General features: G+C 69.3%; 24 protein-coding genes. 16 read left to right on the top strand and 8 right to left on the bottom strand.

Features of this window, described 5'->3' with window-relative positions; all coding sequences use genetic code 11:
• Positions 1 to 24: 24 nt before the first annotated feature.
• Positions 25 to 861, bottom strand: a complete 837-nt coding sequence (locus tag ACMGDM_RS05930) for an alpha/beta fold hydrolase (protein WP_436803170.1) — start codon at positions 859 to 861, stop codon at positions 25 to 27.
• Between the two features lie 339 nt (positions 862 to 1,200).
• On the opposite strand from ACMGDM_RS05930, the gene ACMGDM_RS05925 reads away from it, so the two are divergent.
• The 6 genes from ACMGDM_RS05925 to ACMGDM_RS05900 are packed head-to-tail and all read left to right on the top strand — an operon-like array spanning position 1,201 to position 4,720.
• Positions 1,201 to 2,100, top strand: a complete 900-nt coding sequence (locus ACMGDM_RS05925; protein WP_436803169.1) for a heme o synthase — start codon at positions 1,201 to 1,203, stop codon at positions 2,098 to 2,100.
• Positions 2,097 to 2,234, top strand: a complete 138-nt coding sequence (locus ACMGDM_RS05920) for a cytochrome c oxidase system small membrane protein (protein WP_436803168.1) — start codon at positions 2,097 to 2,099, stop codon at positions 2,232 to 2,234. Before ACMGDM_RS05925 ends, ACMGDM_RS05920 begins: the two co-directional genes overlap by 4 nt.
• The gene (locus ACMGDM_RS05915) at positions 2,231 to 2,779 is read left to right on the top strand and encodes a cytochrome c oxidase assembly protein (RefSeq protein WP_436803167.1); all 549 of its coding nucleotides are present in this window, start codon (positions 2,231 to 2,233) and stop codon (positions 2,777 to 2,779) included. The genes ACMGDM_RS05920 and ACMGDM_RS05915 overlap by 4 nt, the downstream gene beginning before the upstream one ends.
• A 35-nt stretch (positions 2,780 to 2,814) precedes the next feature.
• Positions 2,815 to 3,726 (top strand): cytochrome c oxidase subunit 3, encoded by a 912-nt coding sequence (locus tag ACMGDM_RS05910; protein WP_436803166.1) that lies wholly within the window; start codon positions 2,815 to 2,817, stop codon positions 3,724 to 3,726.
• A gap of 5 nt (positions 3,727 to 3,731) precedes the next feature.
• Positions 3,732 to 4,106: a DUF983 domain-containing protein gene (locus ACMGDM_RS05905; RefSeq protein ID WP_436803165.1), complete on the top strand. Its 375-nt coding sequence runs from the start codon at positions 3,732 to 3,734 to the stop codon at positions 4,104 to 4,106.
• Positions 4,103 to 4,720: an SURF1 family cytochrome oxidase biogenesis protein gene (locus ACMGDM_RS05900; RefSeq protein ID WP_436803164.1), complete on the top strand. Its 618-nt coding sequence runs from the start codon at positions 4,103 to 4,105 to the stop codon at positions 4,718 to 4,720. Before ACMGDM_RS05905 ends, ACMGDM_RS05900 begins: the two co-directional genes overlap by 4 nt.
• A 125-nt stretch (positions 4,721 to 4,845) precedes the next feature.
• Here the strand turns inward: ACMGDM_RS05900 and ACMGDM_RS05895 are convergent, their stop codons facing one another.
• Entirely contained in the window at positions 4,846 to 5,601 is a 756-nt protein-coding gene (locus tag ACMGDM_RS05895; protein ID WP_436803633.1) for a molybdopterin-dependent oxidoreductase, read from the bottom strand.
• A complete protein-coding gene (locus ACMGDM_RS05890) occupies positions 5,601 to 6,293 on the bottom strand; it encodes a cytochrome b/b6 domain-containing protein (protein ID WP_436803163.1) in 693 nt (230 codons plus the stop codon). The genes ACMGDM_RS05895 and ACMGDM_RS05890 overlap by 1 nt, the downstream gene beginning before the upstream one ends.
• Positions 6,294 to 6,319: 26 nt before the next feature.
• Between ACMGDM_RS05890 and ACMGDM_RS05885 the strand changes: the two genes are divergently transcribed.
• On the top strand, positions 6,320 to 6,940 hold the full coding sequence (locus tag ACMGDM_RS05885; protein ID WP_436803162.1) for a flavin reductase family protein: 621 nt from the start codon (positions 6,320 to 6,322) through the stop codon (positions 6,938 to 6,940).
• 89 nt (positions 6,941 to 7,029) lie between these two features.
• Here ACMGDM_RS05885 and ACMGDM_RS05880 read toward each other — a convergent pair whose 3' ends face one another.
• Positions 7,030 to 7,299, bottom strand: coding sequence for a DUF6894 family protein (locus ACMGDM_RS05880; protein WP_436803161.1), 270 nt, complete (start codon positions 7,297 to 7,299; stop codon positions 7,030 to 7,032).
• 127 nt (positions 7,300 to 7,426) lie between these two features.
• Between ACMGDM_RS05880 and ACMGDM_RS05875 the strand changes: the two genes are divergently transcribed.
• Positions 7,427 to 7,600, top strand: a complete 174-nt coding sequence (locus tag ACMGDM_RS05875) for a hypothetical protein (RefSeq protein WP_436803160.1) — start codon at positions 7,427 to 7,429, stop codon at positions 7,598 to 7,600.
• Here the strand turns inward: ACMGDM_RS05875 and ACMGDM_RS05870 are convergent.
• From ACMGDM_RS05870 to ACMGDM_RS05860, 3 genes are all read right to left on the bottom strand, one after another.
• The gene (locus ACMGDM_RS05870) at positions 7,591 to 8,349 is read right to left on the bottom strand and encodes a sulfite exporter TauE/SafE family protein (protein WP_436803159.1); all 759 of its coding nucleotides are present in this window, start codon (positions 8,347 to 8,349) and stop codon (positions 7,591 to 7,593) included. The genes ACMGDM_RS05875 and ACMGDM_RS05870 overlap by 10 nt on opposite strands.
• Positions 8,342 to 9,526, bottom strand: a complete 1,185-nt coding sequence (rlmN, locus tag ACMGDM_RS05865) for a dual-specificity RNA methyltransferase RlmN (protein WP_436803158.1) — start codon at positions 9,524 to 9,526, stop codon at positions 8,342 to 8,344. The genes ACMGDM_RS05870 and rlmN overlap by 8 nt, the downstream gene beginning before the upstream one ends.
• A 317-nt stretch (positions 9,527 to 9,843) precedes the next feature.
• On the bottom strand, positions 9,844 to 10,308 hold the full coding sequence (locus ACMGDM_RS05860; RefSeq protein ID WP_436803157.1) for a hypothetical protein: 465 nt from the start codon (positions 10,306 to 10,308) through the stop codon (positions 9,844 to 9,846).
• A 161-nt stretch (positions 10,309 to 10,469) separates the two neighbouring features.
• Here ACMGDM_RS05860 and ACMGDM_RS05855 point away from each other — a divergent pair, with 161 nt between their 5' ends.
• From ACMGDM_RS05855 to ACMGDM_RS05835, 5 genes are all read left to right on the top strand, one after another.
• Entirely contained in the window at positions 10,470 to 11,084 is a 615-nt protein-coding gene (locus tag ACMGDM_RS05855; RefSeq protein WP_436803156.1) for an outer membrane protein, read from the top strand.
• A 235-nt stretch (positions 11,085 to 11,319) separates the two neighbouring features.
• The gene (gene dnaN, locus ACMGDM_RS05850; protein ID WP_132908508.1) at positions 11,320 to 12,423 is read left to right on the top strand and encodes a DNA polymerase III subunit beta; all 1,104 of its coding nucleotides are present in this window, start codon (positions 11,320 to 11,322) and stop codon (positions 12,421 to 12,423) included.
• A 75-nt stretch (positions 12,424 to 12,498) separates the two neighbouring features.
• A complete protein-coding gene (locus ACMGDM_RS05845; RefSeq protein ID WP_436803155.1) occupies positions 12,499 to 13,557 on the top strand; it encodes a DUF481 domain-containing protein in 1,059 nt (352 codons plus the stop codon).
• Positions 13,558 to 13,718: 161 nt separating this feature from the next.
• Positions 13,719 to 14,432 carry a guanitoxin biosynthesis heme-dependent pre-guanitoxin N-hydroxylase GntA gene (gene gntA / locus ACMGDM_RS05840; protein WP_436803154.1) on the top strand — a complete coding sequence of 238 codons (714 nt, stop codon included), beginning with the start codon at positions 13,719 to 13,721 and terminating at the stop codon, positions 14,430 to 14,432.
• On the top strand, positions 14,429 to 15,016 hold the full coding sequence (locus ACMGDM_RS05835) for a DUF1989 domain-containing protein (RefSeq protein WP_436803153.1): 588 nt from the start codon (positions 14,429 to 14,431) through the stop codon (positions 15,014 to 15,016). Before gntA ends, ACMGDM_RS05835 begins: the two co-directional genes overlap by 4 nt.
• A 121-nt stretch (positions 15,017 to 15,137) precedes the next feature.
• Here the strand turns inward: ACMGDM_RS05835 and ACMGDM_RS05830 are convergent, their stop codons facing one another.
• Entirely contained in the window at positions 15,138 to 15,323 is a 186-nt protein-coding gene (locus ACMGDM_RS05830) for a hypothetical protein (RefSeq protein ID WP_436803152.1), read from the bottom strand.
• A gap of 183 nt (positions 15,324 to 15,506) precedes the next feature.
• Between ACMGDM_RS05830 and fdhD the strand changes: the two genes are divergently transcribed.
• The 3 genes from fdhD (at position 15,507) to ACMGDM_RS05815 (ending at position 21,719) form a co-directional block, all read left to right on the top strand.
• A complete protein-coding gene (gene fdhD, locus ACMGDM_RS05825) occupies positions 15,507 to 16,277 on the top strand; it encodes a formate dehydrogenase accessory sulfurtransferase FdhD (protein ID WP_436803632.1) in 771 nt (256 codons plus the stop codon).
• Between the two features lie 6 nt (positions 16,278 to 16,283).
• On the top strand, positions 16,284 to 18,548 hold the full coding sequence (locus tag ACMGDM_RS05820) for an FdhF/YdeP family oxidoreductase (protein WP_436803151.1): 2,265 nt from the start codon (positions 16,284 to 16,286) through the stop codon (positions 18,546 to 18,548).
• 276 nt (positions 18,549 to 18,824) lie between these two features.
• Positions 18,825 to 21,719: a TonB-dependent receptor gene (locus ACMGDM_RS05815; protein ID WP_436803150.1), complete on the top strand. Its 2,895-nt coding sequence runs from the start codon at positions 18,825 to 18,827 to the stop codon at positions 21,717 to 21,719.
• Position 21,720: the final 1 nt, after the last annotated feature.

Genomic DNA, 21,720 nt, shown 5'->3' with positions numbered 1-21,720 from the left:
CTGCCGGCGGGTGGGGCCGTCCGCTCACCCCAACACGAAGGCGAGCAGGTCGGCGTTGAGCACCTCGTGGTTGACGGTGAGCATGCCGTGCGAAAAGCCCGGATAGATCTTGAGCGTCGCGTCCGGCAGGATCTTGGCCGAGAGCAGTCCGGCGTTGCCATAGGGGACGATCTGGTCGTCGTCGCCGTGGAGCACGAGCGTCGGCACGGTGATGGCGGCAAGATCGTCGGTCTGGTCGGTCTCGGAAAAGGCCTTGATGCCGTGGTAATGCGCCTGCGCGCTGCCCATCATTCCCTGGCGCCACCAATTGTCGATCACCGCCTCCTTCACCTCGGCGCCGTCGCGATTGAAGCCGTAGAACGGGCCCGCGGGCAGGTCACGGTAGAAGGAGGCGCGGTCGGCGGCGAGCGCGGCACGCAGCCCGTCGAACACCGCGATCGGCAGCCCGCCCGGGTAGCGCTCGGTCTGCACCATGATCGGCGGCACCGCGCTGACCAGCACCGCCTTGGCGACACGCCCGGCGGGCAGGCCGTACCGCGCGACATAGGCGGCGACCTCGCCGCCGCCGGTGGAGTGGCCGATATGTACCGCGTTGCGCAGGTCGAGATGCTCCGCCACCGCGGCGACGTCGGCGGCATAGGTGGCCATGTCATGGCCGTGATCGACCTGGGCGGAGCGGCCGTGGCCGCGCCGGTCGTGCGCGACGACGCGATAGCCTTGCGCGAGGAAGAACAGCAGCTGGTTGTCCCAATCGTCCGACGAGAGCGGCCAGCCGTGATGGAACACGATCGGCTGCGCGTCCTTCGGACCCCAGTCCTTGAAGAAGATGTCGGTGCCGTCCTGGGTGGTGATCATCGGCATGGCTCGCTCCCTGTTCGTGAGGTTCCACCGGATTGCGTCCGGTGATCAGCACCATAGCCGTAACGATCGCGGCACGGCAGCGTGATTAGATCGCGCGCGTCGTTCGATAAAGTCGAATAGTCAGGGCGTTCGTCCGCACCGACGTGGGTCGCAGCGGTAAGCGCGCACCCACGCGCCACCACGTGACGGTCTTGCCCCGCGCCGTCGAGCCATCGACGCCACATCGCCGGTGGCGCGCGCGACCGCGCATATTGAAGCCGCCGCCACGCGACGCCTGCGGCGATGCACGACGCGCGCGCCCTTTCCCTCGTCTCGCCAGCGGAGTAGGAGCGACGGGCGATGACCACCGCCGCTCCCCTGCTGCCACCGGCCGACTGGCGCGACTTCCTCGCGCTGACCAAGCCGCGCGTGATGACGCTCGTCGTGTTCACCGGCCTGTGCGGGATGCTCGCGGCGCCGGTTGCGGTCGATCCGGTGCTGGGCTTCACCGCGATCCTGTGCATCGCGCTCGGCGCGGGCGCGGCAGGGGCGCTCAACCAATGGTATGAGGCCGATCTCGACGCGGTGATGAAGCGCACCGCCGCGCGCCCGTTGCCGGCGGGGCGGATGGAGCGCCAGTCCGCGCTGCACTTCGGCGTCGGGCTCGGCGCCTTCTCGGTGATCCTGATGGGGCTGGCGGTGAACCTCGCCGCCGCCGCGATCCTGGCGATCTCGATCCTGTTCTACGTGCTGATCTATACCGTGTGGCTGAAGCGCCGCACGCCACAGAACATCGTAATCGGCGGCGCCGCGGGCGCCTTCCCGCCGCTGATCGGCTGGGCCGCGGCGACGGGCGAGGTGGCGCTGCTGCCGCTGCTGCTGTTCGCGCTCGTGTTCCTGTGGACGCCGCCGCATTTCTGGGCACTCGCGCTGTTCGTGAAGACCGATTACGCCAACGCCGGCGTGCCGATGCTCCCCGTCGTGGCGGGCGAGCGCGTGACGCGGCGGCAGATCGGGCTCTACACCATCCCAATGGCGCTGGTGGCGCTGGCGCCCTGGCCGCTTGGGCTGGCGGGGCCGGTCTACGGCGTCGTCACGACCGCGATGACGGCGGTGTTCGCGCTGCTCGCCGCTTTGGTCGCCGCCGGGCGGACCAGCGCGGTCAAGCCGATGCGCCATGAGAAGCAGCTGTTCGGCTTCTCGATCCTCTATCTGTTCGTCGTATTCGGAGCGCTTGTGGTGGATCGGTGGGTGGCATGACGCCGGAGGAACAGGAACTCGTTCAGAAGCGGCAGAAGGCGCGCGCGATCGTGGTGGCGCTGCTGCTCGCCGCTTTCGTGGTGCTGATCTTCTTCATCACCACCGCCAAGATCCGGCAGGGGATGGCGCATTGAGCGTCTTCCGGCTCTCGCGCACCGGCCGCACCGCGCTGCTGGCGGTGCTCGGCATCTGCTTCATGACCGGGCTCGCCTTCGCCAGCGTGCCGCTGTACCGCCTGTTCTGCCAGGCGACCGGGCTCAACGGCACCACCGGTCGCGCCGAGCGCGCGCCGGGCGGGGTGCATCGCTCGATTACGATCGCCTTCGACGCCAACACCAGCCCCAAGCTACCGTGGCGCTTCCAGCCCGAGCGCGAGCAGGAGACGGTGGAGATCGGCGCGCGCGACATGGCGTTCTTCGCCGCCACCAGCCGCGCCGCGCAGGAGACCACGGGCACCGCCACCTACAACGTCACCCCCGCGATCGCGGGCAAGTATTTCACCAAGATCCAGTGCTTCTGCTTTACGCAGCAGACGCTCAAGGCGGGCGAGTCGCAGCGCATGCCGGTGATCTTCTACGTCGATCCCGCGATCCTCACCGATCCGGACACCAAGGACGTGCAGACGATCACGCTCTCCTACACATTTTACCCGGTGGATTCCGCCGGACGAGCCGGCTAGACGAGAGCCGATAAGCGTAACGGGGAGAGCCGCGCATGGCGGGTGCCAAGAACCACGAGTACCACATCCTGCCGCCCAGCCCCTGGCCGCTGCTCAGCTCGATGGCGGCGCTGGTGCTGGCGGTCGGTGGCATCATGTACATGCACCAGGGGGCCGGCGGCGGCTGGGTCTTTCTGATCGGCCTCGCCGCGGTGCTGTTCTGCATGTACGGCTGGTGGCATCAGGTGATCCGCGAGGCGCATGCCGGCGACCATACGCCGGTGGTGCAGCTCCACTTCCGCTACGGCATGATCCTGTTCATCGCCTCCGAGGTGATGTTCTTCGTCGGCTGGTTCTGGGCTTTCTTCGATTTTTCGCTGTTCCCGACCGCGATGTCGTTCGTCGACGGGCAGGTGGAGCGTGCCGCCGAGGGCGCCACCGCGATCGCGGCGCAATGGCCGCCCAAGGGGCTGGAGGTGATCAATCCCTTCGAGTTCCCGCTGCTCAACACGCTGATCCTGCTGTGCTCGGGCACCACGATCACCTGGGCGCACCACGCGCTGATCCACGACCAGCGCGGCGGCGAAAAGCGCGGCTTCTGGGGCCTGCTCGGCGTCGGCGACCGCGACGGCGTGCTCAAGGGGCTGTGGCTGACGGTGGCGCTGGGCGTGCTGTTCAGCAGCATCCAGGCCTATGAGTACATGCACGCGCCGTTCCCGTTCAAGGGCATCAACTATGGCGCCGCCTTCTTCATGGCGACCGGTTTCCACGGCTTTCACGTGCTGGTCGGCACGATCTTCCTGATCGTGAACCTGATCCGCGCGTACAATGGCGCCTTCACGCCGCGCCAGCATTTCGGCTTCGAGGCGGCGGCCTGGTACTGGCATTTCGTCGACGTGGTGTGGCTGTTCCTGTTCGTCACCATCTACGTCTGGGGTGGCTGGGGCGCGCCGGTCCACGCGGGCTGAGGCGCGTGTCGGGCGAGGAGCGGATCGCGCCGCGCCCGCTCGACGTCGGGCTGAAAGGACTGTGCCCGCGCTGCGGCGCGCCGACGCTGTTCGCGGGCCTTCTCCGTTTCGCCGAGCGCTGCAGCGCCTGCGGCCTACGCCTCGCCGACTTCAACGTCGGTGACGGCCCGGCCGCCTTCCTCACCCTGATCTGGGGCACGATCGTGGTCGCGCTGGCGATCGCGCTTGAGCTCTCGCTGGGGCCGCCGTGGTGGGTCCATGCGCTGCTGTGGGTACCGCTGACGCTCGCCGGCGTGATCGGGTCGCTGCGGCTCGCCAAAGGATGGCTGATCGCGGCCGAGTATCGCAACGCCGCGCGTGAGGGGCGGGTGGCGGAATGAGGCGGCTGCCGATCGTGCCGACGCTGCTCGTCGCGCTCGCCGCGGCGGCGATGGTGGCACTGGGGCTGTGGCAGCTGCTCGAGCGCAAGCCGCAGAAGGAAGCGCTGCTAGCGCAGCTCGCCGCCAACCCGCGCCTGCCGCCGGTCGCCTTTCCGCGCTTCCCCGACGAGACGTTGCTGTTCCGCCGCGCCAGCGCTTTCTGCCTCGAGCCGGTGGCGTTCGAGCGCGCGGGGGCGGGGGCAGCGGGGTTCCGCGTCATCGCGGTCTGCCGCACCGGCGCGGAGGGGCCGGGGCTACGCGTCCAGATCGGTACGACGCGCGAGGTCAAGGCGACGCCGACGTGGCGCGGCGGAGAGGTCAGCGGCTGGATCGCGCACGCGCCCGATGCGCGCCCGCTGATCGCGACGGTGACCGCGCCGCGCGCGCGCGAGCTGATGCTGGTGAGCGAACGCGCCGCGGCGGGGCTGGCCGCCAACGCGCCGCCGGACCCCGCGAGCGTGCCCAACAACCATCTCGCCTATGCGGTGCAATGGTTCCTGTTCGCGGCCGTCGCGCTGACGGTCTACGTCGTAGCGCTGCGGCGGCGCGGCGACGGGCGGACGCGCGAGAATTGAGGACTTAAAATCCTCCCCGGCACGGGGAAGGGGCCGCGCTCGAAGGGCGTGGTGGAGGGGGCGTCCACGAAGCGAAGCGTTTGGCTGGTCCATTTCCCCGTGCCGGGGAGGGCGTTGCAGGACCTTCAGATCCCCGCCCACCAGTCGTAGTCGACATTGTCTTCCCAATAGCCGCCGCGCCCCTTGCCGACGCCCGCGAGCGACTCCACCGCAGTGACGCGCATCAGATACTTGGCCTGCTTGTAGCCGAGCTGGCGCTCGACCCGGAGCCGCAGCGGCGCGCCATGACCGACATCGAGGAAGCGGTCGTTCATCGCCCAGGCGAGGATGGTCTGCGGGTGGAAGGCGTCCACGAGATCGATCGATTCGTAATACGGTGCGCCGCCGTAATAATCCGCGCAGGTGAAGACGATATAGCGCGCGCGGTCGCTCAATCCGGCGGCGCGCAGCACGTCGCCGAGCCGCGGCCCTTGCCACTTGCCGATCGCGCTCCATCCCTCGACGCAATCGTGCCGCGTGATCTGCGCGCGCTGCGGAAAGGCGCCGAGGTCGCTCAGCGACAGCGCAAGCGGGCGCGCCACCAGCCCGTCGACGGTCAGCCGCCAATCGGCGAAGCGCCCGGCGCGCAAGGCGGCATAGGAATCGGTGCCGGGGTCGCGCGTGCCATTGGTGCGAAAGCGGGGCGACATCTGGTCGGGGCGGAACTCGGGCGCGAGCGCGTCGCGGTCGAACAACGCGCGCTGGAGGCCGCGGTGGATGTCCTCGCCCTTGAACAGGATCGTACGGACCTCGGGCTGCTGGATGATCCGGTCGCACGCGCCGAGCAGCAGCGCGCTCCCCCCCATCGCCCCGCGCGCGAGCAGCTGACGCCGGCGCCACATCACTCCGGCACCCGCCACCAGCCGGTGATCATCGAGCGCAGCTCGTTGCCGACCCCGGCCAGGATCACCAGCGTCAGATGGACGACCGTGAACAGTGCCAGTCCCGCCATCGCGAGGAAATGGAGCGAGCGCGCCGACTGGCGTCCGCCATAAACTTCGAGCAGCCACGGCCAGGCCGCGTCCATTCCCGGCGACAGCGCCAGCCCGGTGAGGATCACCAGCGGCAGCAGCACGAAGACGACTGCGACGTAGCTCAGCTTCTGCAGCACGTTATACTCGCCCGGTGCCTCGGGATCGTGGAAGCGCAAGGCGAGGTGCGCGCGCACGTCGGCGGCGATGTGCGCCGGGGCGACGTCGCGGCGGCGCAGGCGCAGGTCGCGCTGGAAGTGGCGATTGATGAGGCTCACGACCATGTAGCCGAGCAGCGAAAAGGCCAGCACCAGCGCGAAGAACAGGTGCCAGCGACGCGAGATCGCGAGATTGTAGTTCGCCGGGATGGTCAGCCAGGCGGGGAAGCGCGGCAGCTGCGCCCAGGCATGGTCGAAATTGGCGCCGTAGCGCCCCCAATAAAGCCGCGGGTGCGCGTTGGAGATGCCGAGCCCGGAGCCGATCAGCACGAACACCGCGACTGCGTTGAGCCAGTGCCACAGTCGCGTGGCGAGCCGGTGGCGATGAATGGCGGTTGCACCCATGCGTCCGTCCTAGCAGAGCTCAGGCCATGACCGAATGGCATTTCTACGAGCCCGCGCGCGGCCACGGCCTGCGCCACGACCCGCTCAACGCCATCGTGGCACCGCGCCCGATCGGCTGGATCAGCACGGTGTCGCACGATGGCGTGCGCAACCTGGCGCCGTATAGTTTCTTCAATCTCTTCAACTACAAGCCGCCAATCGTCGGGTTCTGCTCGGTGGGTGCCAAGGACTCGCTGGCGAACGCACGCGACACCGGCGAGTTCGTATGGAATCTGGCGACGCGCGAGCTTGCCGAGGCGATGAACGCATCCTCTGCGATGGCGCCCCCCGACGTGGACGAGTTCGCGCTGGCCGGATTGGCGACGCTTCCCTCGGCCAAGGTGCGCCCGCCCCGGGTGGCGGCGAGCCCGGTGCAGTTCGAGTGCGTCGTCACCCAGATCGTGCAGCTCGAAGCGAGCAGCGGCGCCGCCTTGCCGGCGTGGCTCGTGCTAGGGGAGGCGGTGGCGGTGCACCTCGACCGCGCGCTGATCGAAGATGGCATCTACCAGACGGCGCGCGCGCGTCCGATCACGCGGGGCGGCGGGCCGGCCGATTACTTCGAGATCACCGCGGAGCAGCTGTTCCAGCTCGAACGGCCGAAGCGATGAGGAGCCGCTGACCGGTCGCGACTCCCGCCCCCGGAAAAGACAGAAGCGTTCCCGACATCGTGTCGCACGGACCTGTCGTGTGGCGGGAGCTACCCTCTTGTGCTCGCGACGATCACCGAAAACAGGATCGCGCCGTCGCCATCGGCCAGCTCGACCCGCCAGTCCTCGCCACGCAGAAGCGCGCTCACCTCGTCGCGTATCACGTCGGCGGCGAAGCGTACCGCGGCGGCCTCGGCTTCCGTCATCGTGGCGAACTCCTGTCCCACCGCATCCGGATGCGAAACGCCGTCGCGCACGTGGAAGAAATAGCGCTGCATCCGCGGCTCCTTTGAGCCTGCGCTATCCTTGATCTCGATCAACTTCTCCAATGAAGGTTAGGAAGGTTGACGTTTACTGCGTCGATGGCGCGGCGATCGGCTGATCGAAGTAAGTGCGGCGTCCGTCTCGCGGCGTAGGCTTGACCGCTCCCCCCGACGGAGACAGCGCGTGACCGACCCCAAGCTGCCCAGCCGCCGTGCCCTGCGCATGCTGGCGATCCTCGCCGCCTTCGTCGCCGCGATCTGGGTGATCGTCTTCGTCGGCGAGAACATCAGCCATTATCGCTCGCTCACCAAGCAGCAACGCGCGGGCGAGCCCGGCGGGGTACCGCGTCACCCATAAGCGCGCCAGAAGAACACCGCGGTCGTGGCGGCGGTGGCAAGGATCGTCCACCAGCGCACCACCGCGGCGGGCAGCCGCTTGCCGACGCCGGCGCCGACCCAGCCGCCGAGGATGCCGCCGAGCAGCATCGGCGCACCCGCCTCCCAGCGCACCAGTCCGGTGGAGACGAACACCAGCGCCGCGGCGAGGTTGGCCATCGCCAGCATCAGCGTGCGCGGCGCGAACATCGCACGCGGGGTGGTGCCCGCGAGCAGGCCGTAGGTGGCGGTGGTCATGATCCCGACGCCGCCGCCGAAATAGCCGCCATAGGTGCCGAGCAGCGCCTGCGCGACGAACAGGCTGCGGCGCCCGATCGTGACCCGCAGCGCCAGCCACGCCGCGCCGGCGGGACCGAGCACGATCGCCACCAGCGCGACCAGCAGCAGCCACGGCACGATGAGATCGAATGCGCCGCTGGGCGTGAGGACGAGCAGCGCGCTGCCGGCGAGGCCGGCGACGAAGGTGACCGCGGCGAGCCAGCGCACGTCCACGCCCGCCACCGGGCCGAGTTCGTCGCGGAAGTTCCACACGCTGGCCCCGGCGCCGGGCAGCAGCGCGACGTTGGACGTGGCGTTGGCGATGTTGGCGGGCAGCCCCAGCCCGAGCAGCGCCGGCATGGTGGCGAAGGTGCCGCCGCCCGCCAGCGCGTTCATCGCGCCGCCGATCGCGCCCGCCCCGGCCGCCAGCGCGACCGCGCCCCACTCAGCCAAGCGCCGCCTGCTTCTCCGCCGCGATCCGGTCGAGCTCGGCGCGGGACTTCTTCTCGGCCGCGGTCTTGAGCTGGCCGCAGGCGGCGTCGATGTCGCGGCCGCGTGGGGTGCGCACCGGCGCCGAGATGCCGCCCTCGAAGATGATCTCGCTGAAGCGCCGCACGCGCTCGGGCGTCGACGTCTCATAAGCGGCGCCGGGCCAGGGATTGAACGGGATCAGGTTCACCTTGGCGGGCAACTGATAGTGGCGCAGCAGCCGTACCAGCTCGTGCGCCTCGGCGTCCGAGTCGTTCTTGTCCTTGAGCATCACATATTCAAAGGTGATGCGGCGCGCATTGTTGGCGCCGGGATAATCGGCGCAGGCCTGAAGCAGCTGCTCGATGCCGTATTTGCGGTTGAGCGGCACGATCTCGTCGCGCACCTCCTTGGTCACCGCGTGAAGCGACACCGCGAGATTCACCCCGATCTCCTCGCCCGCGCGCGCCATCATCGGCACCACGCCCGAGGTGGAAAGCGTGATGCGGCGCTTGCTGAGCGCGAGGCCGTCACCGTCCATCACCAGCTTGAGCGCGTCACGCACCGCGTCGAAATTGTAGAGCGGCTCGCCCATGCCCATCATCACGATGTTGGTGAGCATGCGCCCCTCGGGCTGGCTCGGCCACTCGCCGAGCGAGTCGCGCGCCAGCATTACCTGGCCGACGATCTCGCCCGCCGTCAGGTTGCGCACCAGCCGCATCGTGCCGGTGTGGCAGAAGGTGCAGTTGAGCGTGCAGCCGACCTGGCTCGACACGCAGAGCGTGCCGCGGTCGGCGTCGGGGATGAACACCGCCTCGTAATCCTGCCCATCGGGCGAGCGCAGCAGCCACTTGCGCGTGCCATCGCTGGAGACCTGCGCCTCGACCACCTCGGGGCGGCCGATCACGAAGCGCTCGGTCAGCCACGGATGCTGCGCCTTGGCGATGTCGGTCATCAGCGCAAAGTCGGTGGCGCCGCGATTGTAGATCCAATGCCAGATCTGCTTGGCGCGCAGCTTGGCCTGGCGCGGCTCGAGTCCGGCCGCGGCGAGCGTCTCGCGCAGCTGGTCCTTGGACAGGCCGATCAGGTCGATGCGACCGTCGGGGCGCGTCGCCGCGGCGCGCGGAACGGGCACGGGATCGATGTGCCCGGGGATGGGCATGGGGGCGGCCGGCTCTGTCAGCATCGCGCGCACATAGGCGATGTGCGCGCGATTTTCCAGTTCGGTCTTGCGGAGTCATTCTCCTTTGGAGTGTCGGGGGACGATCGAGTGGGGCAATCACAGAGGGCTGATGAGCGAGCCCGGCGCATTCTACTCTGCCGTCATCCCGCCCGTGAGCCGGGATCCGTGGCTTCTTACGAGCAACCACCGCCGGGCGCGCAGCACGATGGGTCCCGGGTCAAGCCCGCGACGACGAATAACGGCAAGGGAGGATGAGGATCAGCCGGATAGCTCTTCTGCACGCGGAGCGGGATCGCCTAGCCTCCACACTCCAGTTGCGCCGCATCGATCGCGGTGGGCGCGCCCGCGAGCGTGTAGCTGTCGGCGATCACGCGCCCGGCGCGGTCGGCGGTGGTGAGCGTCATCAGCCGTGCCGCACGCATCGCCGCCACGATCGCGCGGTCGGTCGCCGTATCGGGTGCATGCGCGCTCGCCGTGTCGCCGGACAGCGCGAAGCGGCGCTCGCCTACTGCCAGCGTCACTGCCGCGCCCGCGCCGCGAGGGCGCGAAAGGCGGAAGAATACGCTCGGCGCGCGTGTCGCGCCGACGCGCGCGGCGACGCTGGCGAACCCGCCGCGGCGGTCGGTCGTGCCGTCGTCGCGCACCGGCTGCGCAATCGCGAAGCACCGCGGCGGCGCCCCCTCGCGCAGCGCCGCCCAGCGCTCCCAGACGCCGAGAGCGTGGCGCTCGGCTGCGAGCGCCAATGCCGCGACGATCAGCATGGCTCACCTGTCATCCGCCTGTCTTCCCGCGGCTCACCTAGGAGTCGCTGTTGCCCGCGGGCAACGGTTTTTCCTGTTTATGTGAGGTTCATGCAACGAGAGGCGCGTTAACTAATTGAGCTCCCACGCCCCGCATGGGGGCGAGCATATTGGAGTGAGACATGCGTAAGCTTGCATTTGCCACCGCTGCGGCCGCGTTCGGCGTCGCGCTGGCAACCCCCGCGCTGGCACAGAACGGCGACTTCAGCGGCGGCCGGATCGAGGCGCTGGCCGGTTACGACAACCTGCAGGACGGCGGCGACGGCGAGTCGGAGGGCCGCGAAGGCTTCACCTATGGCGGGCTGCTCGGCTACGATTTCCAGCGCGGCAACATCGTCTACGGCATCGAGGGCGAGGTCACCGACGCGACCACCAAGAGCCGCAGCTACAACGAGCTGACCGCGGGCGACCGCTTCTCGCTCGAGGCCGGGCGCGACCTCTATGTCGGCGGGCGGCTCGGCTATGTGATCTCGCCGGCGGCGATGATCTACGCCAAGGGCGGCTACACCAACGCGCGCATCGAGAATCGCTATCAGTCCGCGGTGGGCAACGCCAACGAGCTGGTCGACAAAGCGGACCTCGACGGCTTCCGCGTCGGTGCCGGACTCGAGTATAAGATCACGCCGACCGCCTTCGTGAAGGGCGAGTATCGCTACTCGCACTATGGCGAGATCGACGGCTACAACATCGACCTCGATCGCCACCAGCTGATGGCCGGGCTCGGCATCCGCTTCTGAGGTTGGTGAGGCCAGCCGGCACCGAGGCTGACGTGCTCCTGCGCCAGCAGGAGCCCGGAGCCGAGAGCCCTGGCCTGCCTGATCCTGGGTTCCTGCCTTCGCAGGGACACGGGGCGCGCCACGGCCTCATATAGACGCGAAGGGCCGGGGCGCTTGCTCCGGCCCTTCACTTTTGGCTAGGACGAGTCGGCCAATTGCCCCTGGTGAGTGACCTGCGGGCCCGGGGGACGTGACGATGAAGGCGACGATCGAACGCGCGACGCTGCTCAAGGGGCTGAGCCACGTGCAGTCGGTGGTGGAGCGCCGCAACACCATTCCGATCCTGTCCAACGTGCTGCTCGAGGCCACCGCGGAGGGGCAGCTCCGGCTGATGGCGACCGATCTCGATCTCCAGATCAACGAGAGCGTCGCCGCCGCGGTCGACCAGCCCGGCGCCACCACCGTCTCCGCGCACACCTTGTTCGACATCGCGCGCAAGCTGCCAGAGGGATCGCAGGTGTCGCTCGCCGCGGCCGAGGGCCGCGTCACAATCGTGGCGGGGCGCGCGCGCTTCTCGCTCGGCACGCTGCCGCGCGACGATTTCCCGGTCATCGCCGAGGGCGAGCTGCCGGTCCAGTTCGAGCTGCCGGTCGATACGCTCAAGCAGATCATCGACAAGACCCGCTTCGCCATCTCCACCGAGGAGACGCGCTACTATCTCAACGGCATCTTCCTCCACGTCGCCGAGGGCGTGCTCAAGGCGGCGGCGACCGACGGGCACCGGCTGGCGCGCGTGACGGTCGATCAGCCCGAAGGCGCATCGGGCATGCCCGACGTGATCGTGCCGCGGAAGTGCATCGCCGAGCTGCGCAAATTGCTCGACGAGGTCGACGGCTCGGTCGGCGTGTCGCTGTCGGGCACCAAGATCCGCTTCGATCTCGGCAGCGCGATCCTCACCTCCAAGCTGATCGACGGCACCTTCCCCGATTACAGCCGCGTGATCCCGACCGCGAACGACAAGATCCTCAAGCTCGATCCCAAGAGCTTCATGCAGGGCGTCGACCGCGTCTCGACCATCGCCACCGAGAAGACCCGCGCGGTGAAGATGGCACTCGATCGCGACAAGATCACGCTGTCGGTGACCAGCCCGGAGAACGGCACCGCCGCGGAGGAAGTGCCCGGCGACTATGCCGCGATGCCGTTCGAGATCGGCTTCAACAGCCGTTACCTGCTCGACATCCTCGGCCAGATCGACACCGATCTGGTGGAGGTGCATCTCGCCGACGCGGCCGCGCCGACGCTAATCCGCGAGAACGACAAGAGCCCGGCGCTCTACGTGCTGATGCCGATGCGGGTGTGAGCCAGCGCGTGACCGCGCCGGCCTGATCGGCCGCGCGCGGCGCGCTGCGCGCTGGCAACCGGTCACGCGACGTCCATGTTCCTTCTCACGCTCTCTGCCGTCACGCTCGCCGCGCCCGCGGTGCGGGCGATGCCCGCCGCCCCCGCCGTGCAGCGGCGCGCGTCGCGACGTCGCGCGCGGGGAACGCTGAGCCTGCCCGAACTCGACGTCGCGCCCGTCGTGGTCGACGCCCCCGCGCCCGAGGTGCCGCCGCCCGCGCTCGGCGACGTGGGCGTGGCGCTGAGCAGGATACCCGGGCCGCAGATCCCCGCGGAGATCCGCGCGATGCTCGACGCCGCGATCGCCGCCAACGACGAGGCCGGGGTCGCGGTGATCGTCAAATATGCGCGCGCGGGCGATCCCGGCTCGGCCGATCTGGTGCTGCGGCAGGCGACCGACTGGCGCACGGCCCGCGCGCGCGCACGCAACGAGCGGGTTCAGCAGGCCAGCCTGTTTCAGCTCTGGACCGGACGCGCCGAAGTGGGCGGGTTCATCTCCACCGGCAACTCGAACATCACCGGGCTGACCGGCTCGGCCGATCTCACGCGCGAGGGGCTGCGCTGGCGCCATCGCCTCATCGCGCAGGCCGATTTCCAGCGCACCGACAACGTCACCAGCCGGGAGCGCTACACCGCCGGCTACCAGCCGAACTACAAGGTCAGCGACCGCGCCTACATCTACGGCAACCTGCAATATGAGTCGGATCGGTTTCTCGGCTACGACAATCGGTACGCGGTGTCGGTCGGCGCCGGCTATGGCGTGTTCCGCCGCGCCGGGCTGACGCTCGATCTCGAGGCCGGGCCAGCCTTCCGCCAGACCGACTTCTCCGACGATTACCTGCAGAGCAGTCTCGCCGCCCGCGGCAGCATCGATCTCAAATGGACGCTGCTCGGCGGCATCCGCCTCAGCGAGGAGGCGGCGGGTTATCTCGAGCAGTATAACAGCACGGTGCGCAGCGTCAGCGCGCTCGAGGCCAAGCTGCTCGGCCCGCTCTCCGCCAAGCTCTCGTACACCGTGCAATATGAAAGCGAGCCGCGCGACCAGCGGCTCACCACCGACACGCTCAGCCGCCTGTCGCTGGTGTACAGCTTCTGAGCCCAGCCCGGACACGGGCGAGCGACCCGATCAACGCGTCGTTGACGGCAACCATGGACGTCGCGCCTCGCCGGACCCGCAAAGTCCCAACCTCCCGCATTGATGTGCGTCAGTTTGTTTTGCCGGAACGATTCCCTGTCGCCGCCCGTATCGGTCGGCCTATGCCTGCTCCCGAGACCCCGCTTTTCCGCTGGACGCACCAGGCCCAGGAGGAGCTCGAAGCGCTTCTCCACGGTCATGTCGCCGAGCGTTCCTTCCCCTGCGTCGGCGCCAAGGCGGCGCTCGCGCGGGGCACGCTCGACGTGCTCGCCTGCTCGCGCATCGACAGCGCCTGGGACGATCTGCGTATCCACGATGGCCTGGTGAAGTTCGCCGGCGCCTATCGCGCCGAACCGACGCTGTTCCGCAGCTATGCGGTGGTGTTCGAGGGCCCGGACGCACTCGATGAGCCTGCCTTCGAGGCCGCGCTGTGGCGGCGGATCCAGTCGCTGTCGGACAAGGATGTTTGGCGCGGCCAGCGATATGACGGGCGCGTCAGCCATGACCCGGACAGCCCGCATTTCTCACTGAGCTTCGGCGGCGAGGCCTTTTTCGTCGTCGGCCTGCATCCCAATGCCTCGCGCCCGGCGCGGCGATTCGCGCGACCGACCCTGGTGTTCAACCTGCACGACCAGTTCGAGCAGCTCCGCGCCGACGGGCGCTACGAAACGATGCGCGAGGCGATCATGGTGCGCGACGAGAAGGTGGCGGGCTCGCGCAACCCGATGCTTGCGCGGCATGGCGAGCTGAGCGAAGCGCGCCAGTATAGCGGGCGCGTCGTCGATGCCGCGTGGCGCTGTCCGTTCCACTACGCCGGCGGGGGCGATCCGGCGTGAGCGAGACGATCGAGATCGCGCCGCGCAGTGGCACCGCCTTCCGGCTGCTGATGGGGCAGCGGCTCACCGTGATCGACCCGCGCGGCGTGCAGGTGGCGGACCTGCTTGCGTACAATGCCGAGGACGTGCGCGAGGTGATCTCCTCCGGGCGCACGCTGGATTATGCCGAGACGATCCGGCTCACTACCGGTCACTTGCTCTATTCTAATCGCTCGCGCCCGATGCTGGCGATCGTCGCGGACACGGTGGGGCGGCACGACTTCCTCCTGACGCCGTGTTCCTACGACACCTTCCACCACTTCTACCCCGACCTGCCGCCGCATCGCGGCTGCTTCGGCAATCTCGCCGAGGCGTTGGCGCCGCATGGCGTCACCGAGGACATGATCCCGGTGGCCTTTAATTGCTTCATGAACGTGCCGGTGGACGGCGCGACCGGGCGGCTCGAGGTGTTGCCGCCGACGAGCCGCGCGGGTGACCATATCACGCTCGAGGCGCGCATGGACCTGATCATCGGGCTCACCGCCTGCTCCGCACCCGCTTCCAACGGCGGCAGCTTCAAGCCGATCCACTATCGGGTGGAGTGAGCGGGATCTCGCCGACCCGTGCCCAGGTGCGGGTCGGGGCGCGTTGCGAAGGCTGGTGAGAGACTCAATGACGCGTCCCACCTGAACCCGGGCTTCGCGGGGCTACACCGACCGTTGTCGCTCAGTTCACGCCGCCACGCGGGATGGTTGCGAGGATCACCGTTTCCACCTCCGCGACCCGCTCGGCATAGCGGTTCGCCAGGTCGAGATGGACTCGACGGATCGAGCCGCCACGGGCGTGTCGCGCGGCCTCATGTTCCTGCGCGGCGCGACGGCGATAATAATCGAGATCGTTCGTCGTAGGCACGGCATGATCCTCCCGAACTAGAGATGGCTTCACGATACGCTGCGACTCGCCGCGTCATTGTGCGCCGATTCTCTCGCCGCGCACCAATATTCATCAGGGTGGGAACGCTACCTTCCGCCATTCTGCGCGATCTGGATCAAGCACGGCGTGGCGCGTGCGACGCATCTGCGGCATGGGACGGGAATGGACCGTGACTTCCGCCGCGTCACCGCCGACGCCACCGCCACGCCGCTGCGCCGCGCGGTCATCGCCGAGCACCCCGTCGCGATCGAGGTCAACGGGCTCGGCTATGCGGTGATGATGGCGACCCCCGACGATCTCGCCGACTTCGCCACGGGCTTCGCGCTTTCCGAGCGGATCGTCGCGCACGCAGGCGAAATAGCGGAGCTCGACCTGGTCGAGACTGCGCAGGGGGTGATCGCGCGCCTCGCGGTGCCGCCCGCGCGCGCTGCCGCGGTGGCGGACCGGGTGCGTCGCCGCGCCAGCGACAGCTCGTGCGGCTTGTGCGGGATGGACAATCTCGAGTCGGTCCACCGCGCGCTGCCGCGCGTCACCGGCGCGCCGGTCGCGCCCGCGGCGATCTTCGCCGCGCTGGCGGCGATGCGCGACCGCCAGCCGCTCAACCGCGCCACCGGCGCCGCGCATGCCGCGATGTTGTGCGACCGCGCCGGCGCGATCCGGCTCGCGCGTGAGGACGTCGGCCGCCACAACGCTTTCGACAAGCTGATCGGCGCAATGGCGCGCGCCGGGTTCGGTTGGGACGACGGCTTTGCGCTGCTGTCGTCGCGCTGCTCCTACGAGCTGGTCGAGAAGGCGGCGCTCGCCGGTTGCGCGACGCTGGTGACGGTGTCCGCAGCGACCAGCCTGGCGCTCGACCGCGCCGCGGCGGCGGGGCTGACGCTCGTCTCGCTGGCGCGGTCGGACGCGGTGCTCTTTTCCGATCACATGCGTTAAAGGCGCATGACCAAGCAGCACGACGATCGCCCCGATTTCACGCCCTATGACGGCCCCGCCGGCGGCTGGGGCTCGATGCGCTCGCTGGCGGACATCATCCCGCGCGAGAAGAATGCGGCGCAGACTTCGGCCGAGCTGCTCCGCCAGAACAAGCCCGACGGTTTCATGTGCGTCAGCTGCGCCTGGTCCAAGCCCTATCCGCCTAATCCGGCTGAATTCTGCGAGAACGGCGCCAAGGCGACCGCCTGGGAGATCACCAGCCAGCGCGTGACGCCGGACTTCTTCCGTGCGCATACGCTTTCCGAGCTACGCGGCTGGAGCGACTATCGGTTGGAGGAGGCCGGGCGGCTGACCCATCCGATGAAATATGATCGCGCGACCGACCGCTACGTCGTCGCGCCATGGGAGGAGGCGTTCGCGGCGATCGGCGCGAGGCTGAAGGCGCTCGCGCCGCGTTCGGTGGTGTTCTACGCCTCGGGCCGCGCCAGCCTCGAGACGTCGTACATGTACCAGCTGATGGCGCGGCTGTACGGCAACCAGAACCTGCCCGACAGCTCGAACATGTGCCACGAGTCGACCTCGGTCGGGCTCAAGGCGGCGATCGGCGTGCCGGTCGGCACCACCACGCTGGAGGATTTCGACCACACCCACTGCATCCTGTATTTCGGCCAGAACGTCGGCACCAACAGCCCGCGGATGCTCCACCAGCTGCGCGCGGTGCACAAGCGCGGCGCCCAGATCATCGTGTTCAATCCGCTGCGCGAGCGCGGGCTGGAGCGCTTCACCGATCCGCAGAACCCGCTCGAGATGGCGACGCGCAGCGAGACGCCGATCGCCACCCAATATCACCAGGTGAAGGCGGGCGGCGATCTCGCGGCGATGATGGGGATCGCCAAATGGGTGATCGAGAACGGCCATGTCGATCACGACTTCATCGCCGCGCACACGCACGACTATGCCGCCTTCGAGGCGCGTGCGCTGGCGACCGGCTGGGACGAGATCGAGCGTGAGTCGGGGCTGACCCGCGCCGCGCTCGAGCAGGCCGCCGAGGCCTATGCGCGCTCCAAGGCGACGATGGCGATCTACGGCATGGGGCTGACCCAGCACGTCAAAGGCGTCGACAACGTCCGCATGCTGGTCAACCTGCTGCTGCTCCGCGGCAACATCGGCAAGCCCGGGGCGGGCGTGTGTCCGGTGCGCGGGCACAGCAACGTCCAGGGCCAGCGCACCGTCGGCATCACCGAGAAGACCGAGCTGGCGCCGGTCGAGAAGCTCAAGGAGCTCTACGGCTTCGACCCGCCGACCGAGAAGGGGCTCGACACCGTCGAGGCGACCGGCGGCGTGATCGACGGCACGGTGAAGGCGTTCGTCTCGCTCGGCGGCAATTTCGTCCGCGCCGCGCCCGAGACCGAGCTGCTGGAGCAGGGCTGGGCGAAGCTCGACCTGTCGGTGCAGATCGCCACCAAGCTCAACCGCAGCCACCTCATCCCCGCAGCGGGGGAGACCTGGCTGCTGCCCTGCCTCGGCCGGATCGAGCGCGACCTGCAGGCGAGCGGTCCGCAGCGCGTGACGATGGAGGATTCGACCAGCGTGATCCACCCGTCGCTCGGCAAGGTCGAGCCGGCGAGCCCGCACCTGCTGTCCGAGCCCGCGATCGTCGCAGGGATCGCGAAGGAATTGCTTCCGCCCAACCCGGCGATCGACTGGGACGCCTGGGTCGGCGACTATGCGCTGGTGCGTGATGAGATCGCCAAGGCGATCCCGCACTTCTTCGCGCGCTTCAACCAGCGGCTCCAGGAGGAGCGCGGCGGTTTCTGGAAGGGCAACAAGGCCGCCGAGCGGGTGTTCGAAACGGCGAGCGGCAAGGCCGAGTTCGTTGTGCCCGAGGTGCTCAACGCCACCGGGTTCGACGACAGCGAGGGGCGCTACCGTCTCCTGACGCTGCGCTCGAACGACCAGTTCAATACCACGATCTACGGCTATTCGGATCGCTTCCGCGGCATCAACGGCACGCGTCAGGTGGTGCTGATGAACCGCGACGATATCGCGCGCGCGGGGCTCACCGCGGGACTCAAGGTGACGCTCGCCAGCGACGCGGGCGACAATCACGAGCGCCGCGTCGGCGACCTGACCGTGGTGGAATATGACGTTCCGCCGGGGTGCATCGCGGCCTATTACCCGGAGTGCAACCCGCTGATCGCGCTCGCACACCATGCCGAGGAGAGCCATGTGCCCGCGGCCAAGTCGGTGCCGGTGCGGATCGTGGGGTGAGCGCGAGGGGCAGCCGCCGACCGAATGCCCCAGTCATTCGTCATCCCGGACTTGTTCCGGATCCACCGCAGCGCAAGAGCATCCGCCGGCTAGTTTGCGGAGCAGTGGATCCCGGACCACATCGGGATGACGGAGTGGCAGGGGTGACGCTCGCCTCCGACCTGTCCGCCCTTAGCGGACAGGTCACCACCCACATCAACCTCCCCCGGCATAATTGTGCGACAAACCCGCCGTAGCGCGCTCCTCCGGCCGATACTGCCGGGCAGGGAGCGAGTGATGCGCGAGATCTACCTTCTGCTGGCCTCCGCCGCCCCGCTCTCTGCCCCCGCGGCGGCGCAGCAGCCGGCGCAGCGCGACCTTCCCGGCACCGTCGCCCCCACCGGCAGCGCCGCCGCCACCCCCGCTCCCGGCGCGACAACCGCGGCGCAGTCGAGCCAGACCACGCCCGCGACCAACCCGGGCGAAGCGCCCGAGGAGGACGAGCCGGCCGACATCGTCGTCACCGGCGCGCGTGCGCAGCGCGGTGCGGTGGTGGGTGACATCACCCCGGAGGAACAGCTCTCCCCCGCCGACATCCGCAGCTACGGCGTCAGCTCGGTCACCGAATTGCTCAACGAGCTCAGCCCGCAGACCCGCTCGGGCCGCGGCGCGGGCGGCGCGCCGGTAGTGCTGCTCAACGGGCGGCGTATCTCGGGATTCCAGGAGATTCGCAGCCTGCCGACCGAGGCGATCGCGCGCGTCGACATCCTGCCCGAGGAGGTCGCGCTCAAATACGGCTATCGCGCCGACCAGCGCGTGGTGAACTTCGTGCTGCGGCGCCGCTTCCGCGCGGTCACCGCCGAGATCGAGGATCGCCTCGCCACCGAGGGCGGGCGCAACGCGCCCGCCGGCGAGCTCGACCTGCTGCGCATCCGCGAGCAGGGCCGCGTCAACCTCCACCTCGAGTATAACCGCGCGGGCTCGCTCACCGAGGCGGAGCGCGACATCCTGCCCTCGCCCAACACCGCTGCGATCGGGGGCAATGTCGCGACGCGCAGGCGCGTCGCGATCGACCCATTGTTCGGCAGCGCGTCATCGCTCGGCGTGCCGGCGATCGCGGCGACGCGCGCGCCGCTGCTGGGTGAGTTCAGCACCAGCCGCAACGTCACCGACCAGTCCGCCTATCGCACGCTGCTGCCGCAGGAACGCACCTTCTCGGCGAACGGCACCTATGCGACGACGATCTTCGGCAACGTCGGCGCGACGCTCAACGCCACCGTCGACCACAGCCGCACCGAGGCGCTGCGCGGGCTGGCCGAGCTCGACCTCGCACTGCCGGTCGGCAGTCCCTTTTCGCCGTTCGCGGTGCCGGTAACGCTGACGCGCGCGTTCGACACGGTTGATCCGCTTACCCAGCAGATCGAGACCACCCAGCTCCACCTCGGCGGCACGCTCAACGGCGACCGTGGGCGCTGGCGCTGGTCGGTGACGGGGAATGTCGATCGCGACAGCAGCAACACCGTGACGCAGACCGGGTTCGACGGCAGCGCGCTGCAGGCGCGCCTCAACGCGCTCGACCCGACCGTAAACCCCTATGGCCCGCTGACACTCGCCCGCGCCGCCGACAACAGCGCGCGCTCCACCTCGACCACCGCCGGATTCGATGCGCTGGCGAGCGGGCCGTTGTTCGCGCTGCCTGCGGGCGACGCCAACGCAAGCCTGCGCATCGGTGCCTCCACCAGCGACTTCTCGAGCCGCTCGGTGCGTTTCGGCACGCCGGTGGCGGCCGATATCGGGCGCGACATCGCCTCCACCCAGCTCAACCTGGATCTGCCCGTTGCCAGCCGCGCCGGGGGCGTGCTGGCGTTCCTGGGCGACCTCTCGATCAACGGCAATGTCGCGGCGGACCGCGTGTCCGACTTCGGCACGCTCTGGACCTTCGGCTATGGCGCCAACTGGCGCCCGATCGAGGGTGTTCGGCTGCTCGCCTCGGCGACCGACCAGGCCGAGGCGCCGACCGCGGCGCAGCTCGGCAACCCGGTGGTGTCGACCCCGGGCGTGCGCGTGTTCGACTATGTCCGCGGCACCACCGCGACCGTGACCACGGTGACCGGGGGCAATCCGCTGCTCGCGCGGGACAAGCGCCATGCGCTCAAGCTGGGACTCGACGTGAAGCCCTGGACCGCGCGCGACATCCGCTTCCGCGCGGACTATACGCGCCAGACCACCGACGATCCGATCGCCAGCTTTCCCAGCGCCACCGCCGCGATCGAAAGCGCCTTCCCGGACCGCTACACGCGCGATGCGCAGGGCGACCTGCTGCGGATCGACACGCGCCCGATCAACTTCGCGCGGCGCGAGACGTCGCAGCTGCGCTACGGCGTCAATCTGTCGTTCCGGCTCAAGTCGAAGATCCAGAAGGAGCTGGAGGCGTTCCGCGCCGGCACCGGACCGAACCCGTTCGCGGGCATGCGCGCGCCCGGCTTCGCTGGACGCGACGGCGAGCGGCCGCGCGGGGAAGGGGCGGGCGGTGGCGCATCGGCCGGCGGCGGCGATCGTACCCGGCCCGACGGCAGCGCGGCACGCGGCGGTGACGGCACGCCGCCGGCGCCCGGCGCTGCCGGAGCCGCCGCCGGTGCACCGGGTGCCGGCGGACCCGGCGGCGGCTTCGGCCGGTTCGGTCGCGGTGGCGGCGCGCAGACGGGCGGGCGGCTCCAGTTCGCGCTCTATCACACCTGGCATCTCACCGAGCGCGTCACCGTGGCGGACGGCGGCCCGGTGCTGAACCTACTCGACGGCGACGCGATCGGCAGCGCGGGCGGCCAGTCGCGCCACGAGCTCGAAGGGCAGGCGGGCTATACCAACAACGGCCTCGGCGCGCGGCTCTCGGTCAATTACCAAAGCGCGACGCGGGTCAACGGCGGCACCGCAGCGGCCCCGGAGACGCTCGACTTCGGCAGTCTCGCCACCGCCAACCTGCGCCTCTTCGCGGATCTCGGCGGCCGGATCGACTGGGTCCGCGCGCACCCCTGGATGCGCGGGGCGCGCGTGAGCCTGCAGCTCGACAACCTCTTCAACACGCGCCAGCGCGTCACCGATCAGGGCGGCGAGGTGCCGATCGGCTTCCAACCGGGCTATCTCGACCCGATCGGACGCACCGTCCGGCTGTCATTCCGCAAGCTGTTCTACTGAA

Origin of the sequence: Sphingomonas larreae, from assembly GCF_051400595.1 — a bacterium.
Lineage (GTDB): Bacteria > Pseudomonadota > Alphaproteobacteria > Sphingomonadales > Sphingomonadaceae > Sphingomonas.
Note: the sequence above shows the minus strand (reverse complement) of the source record. Positions and strands in the feature narration are given on the sequence as shown.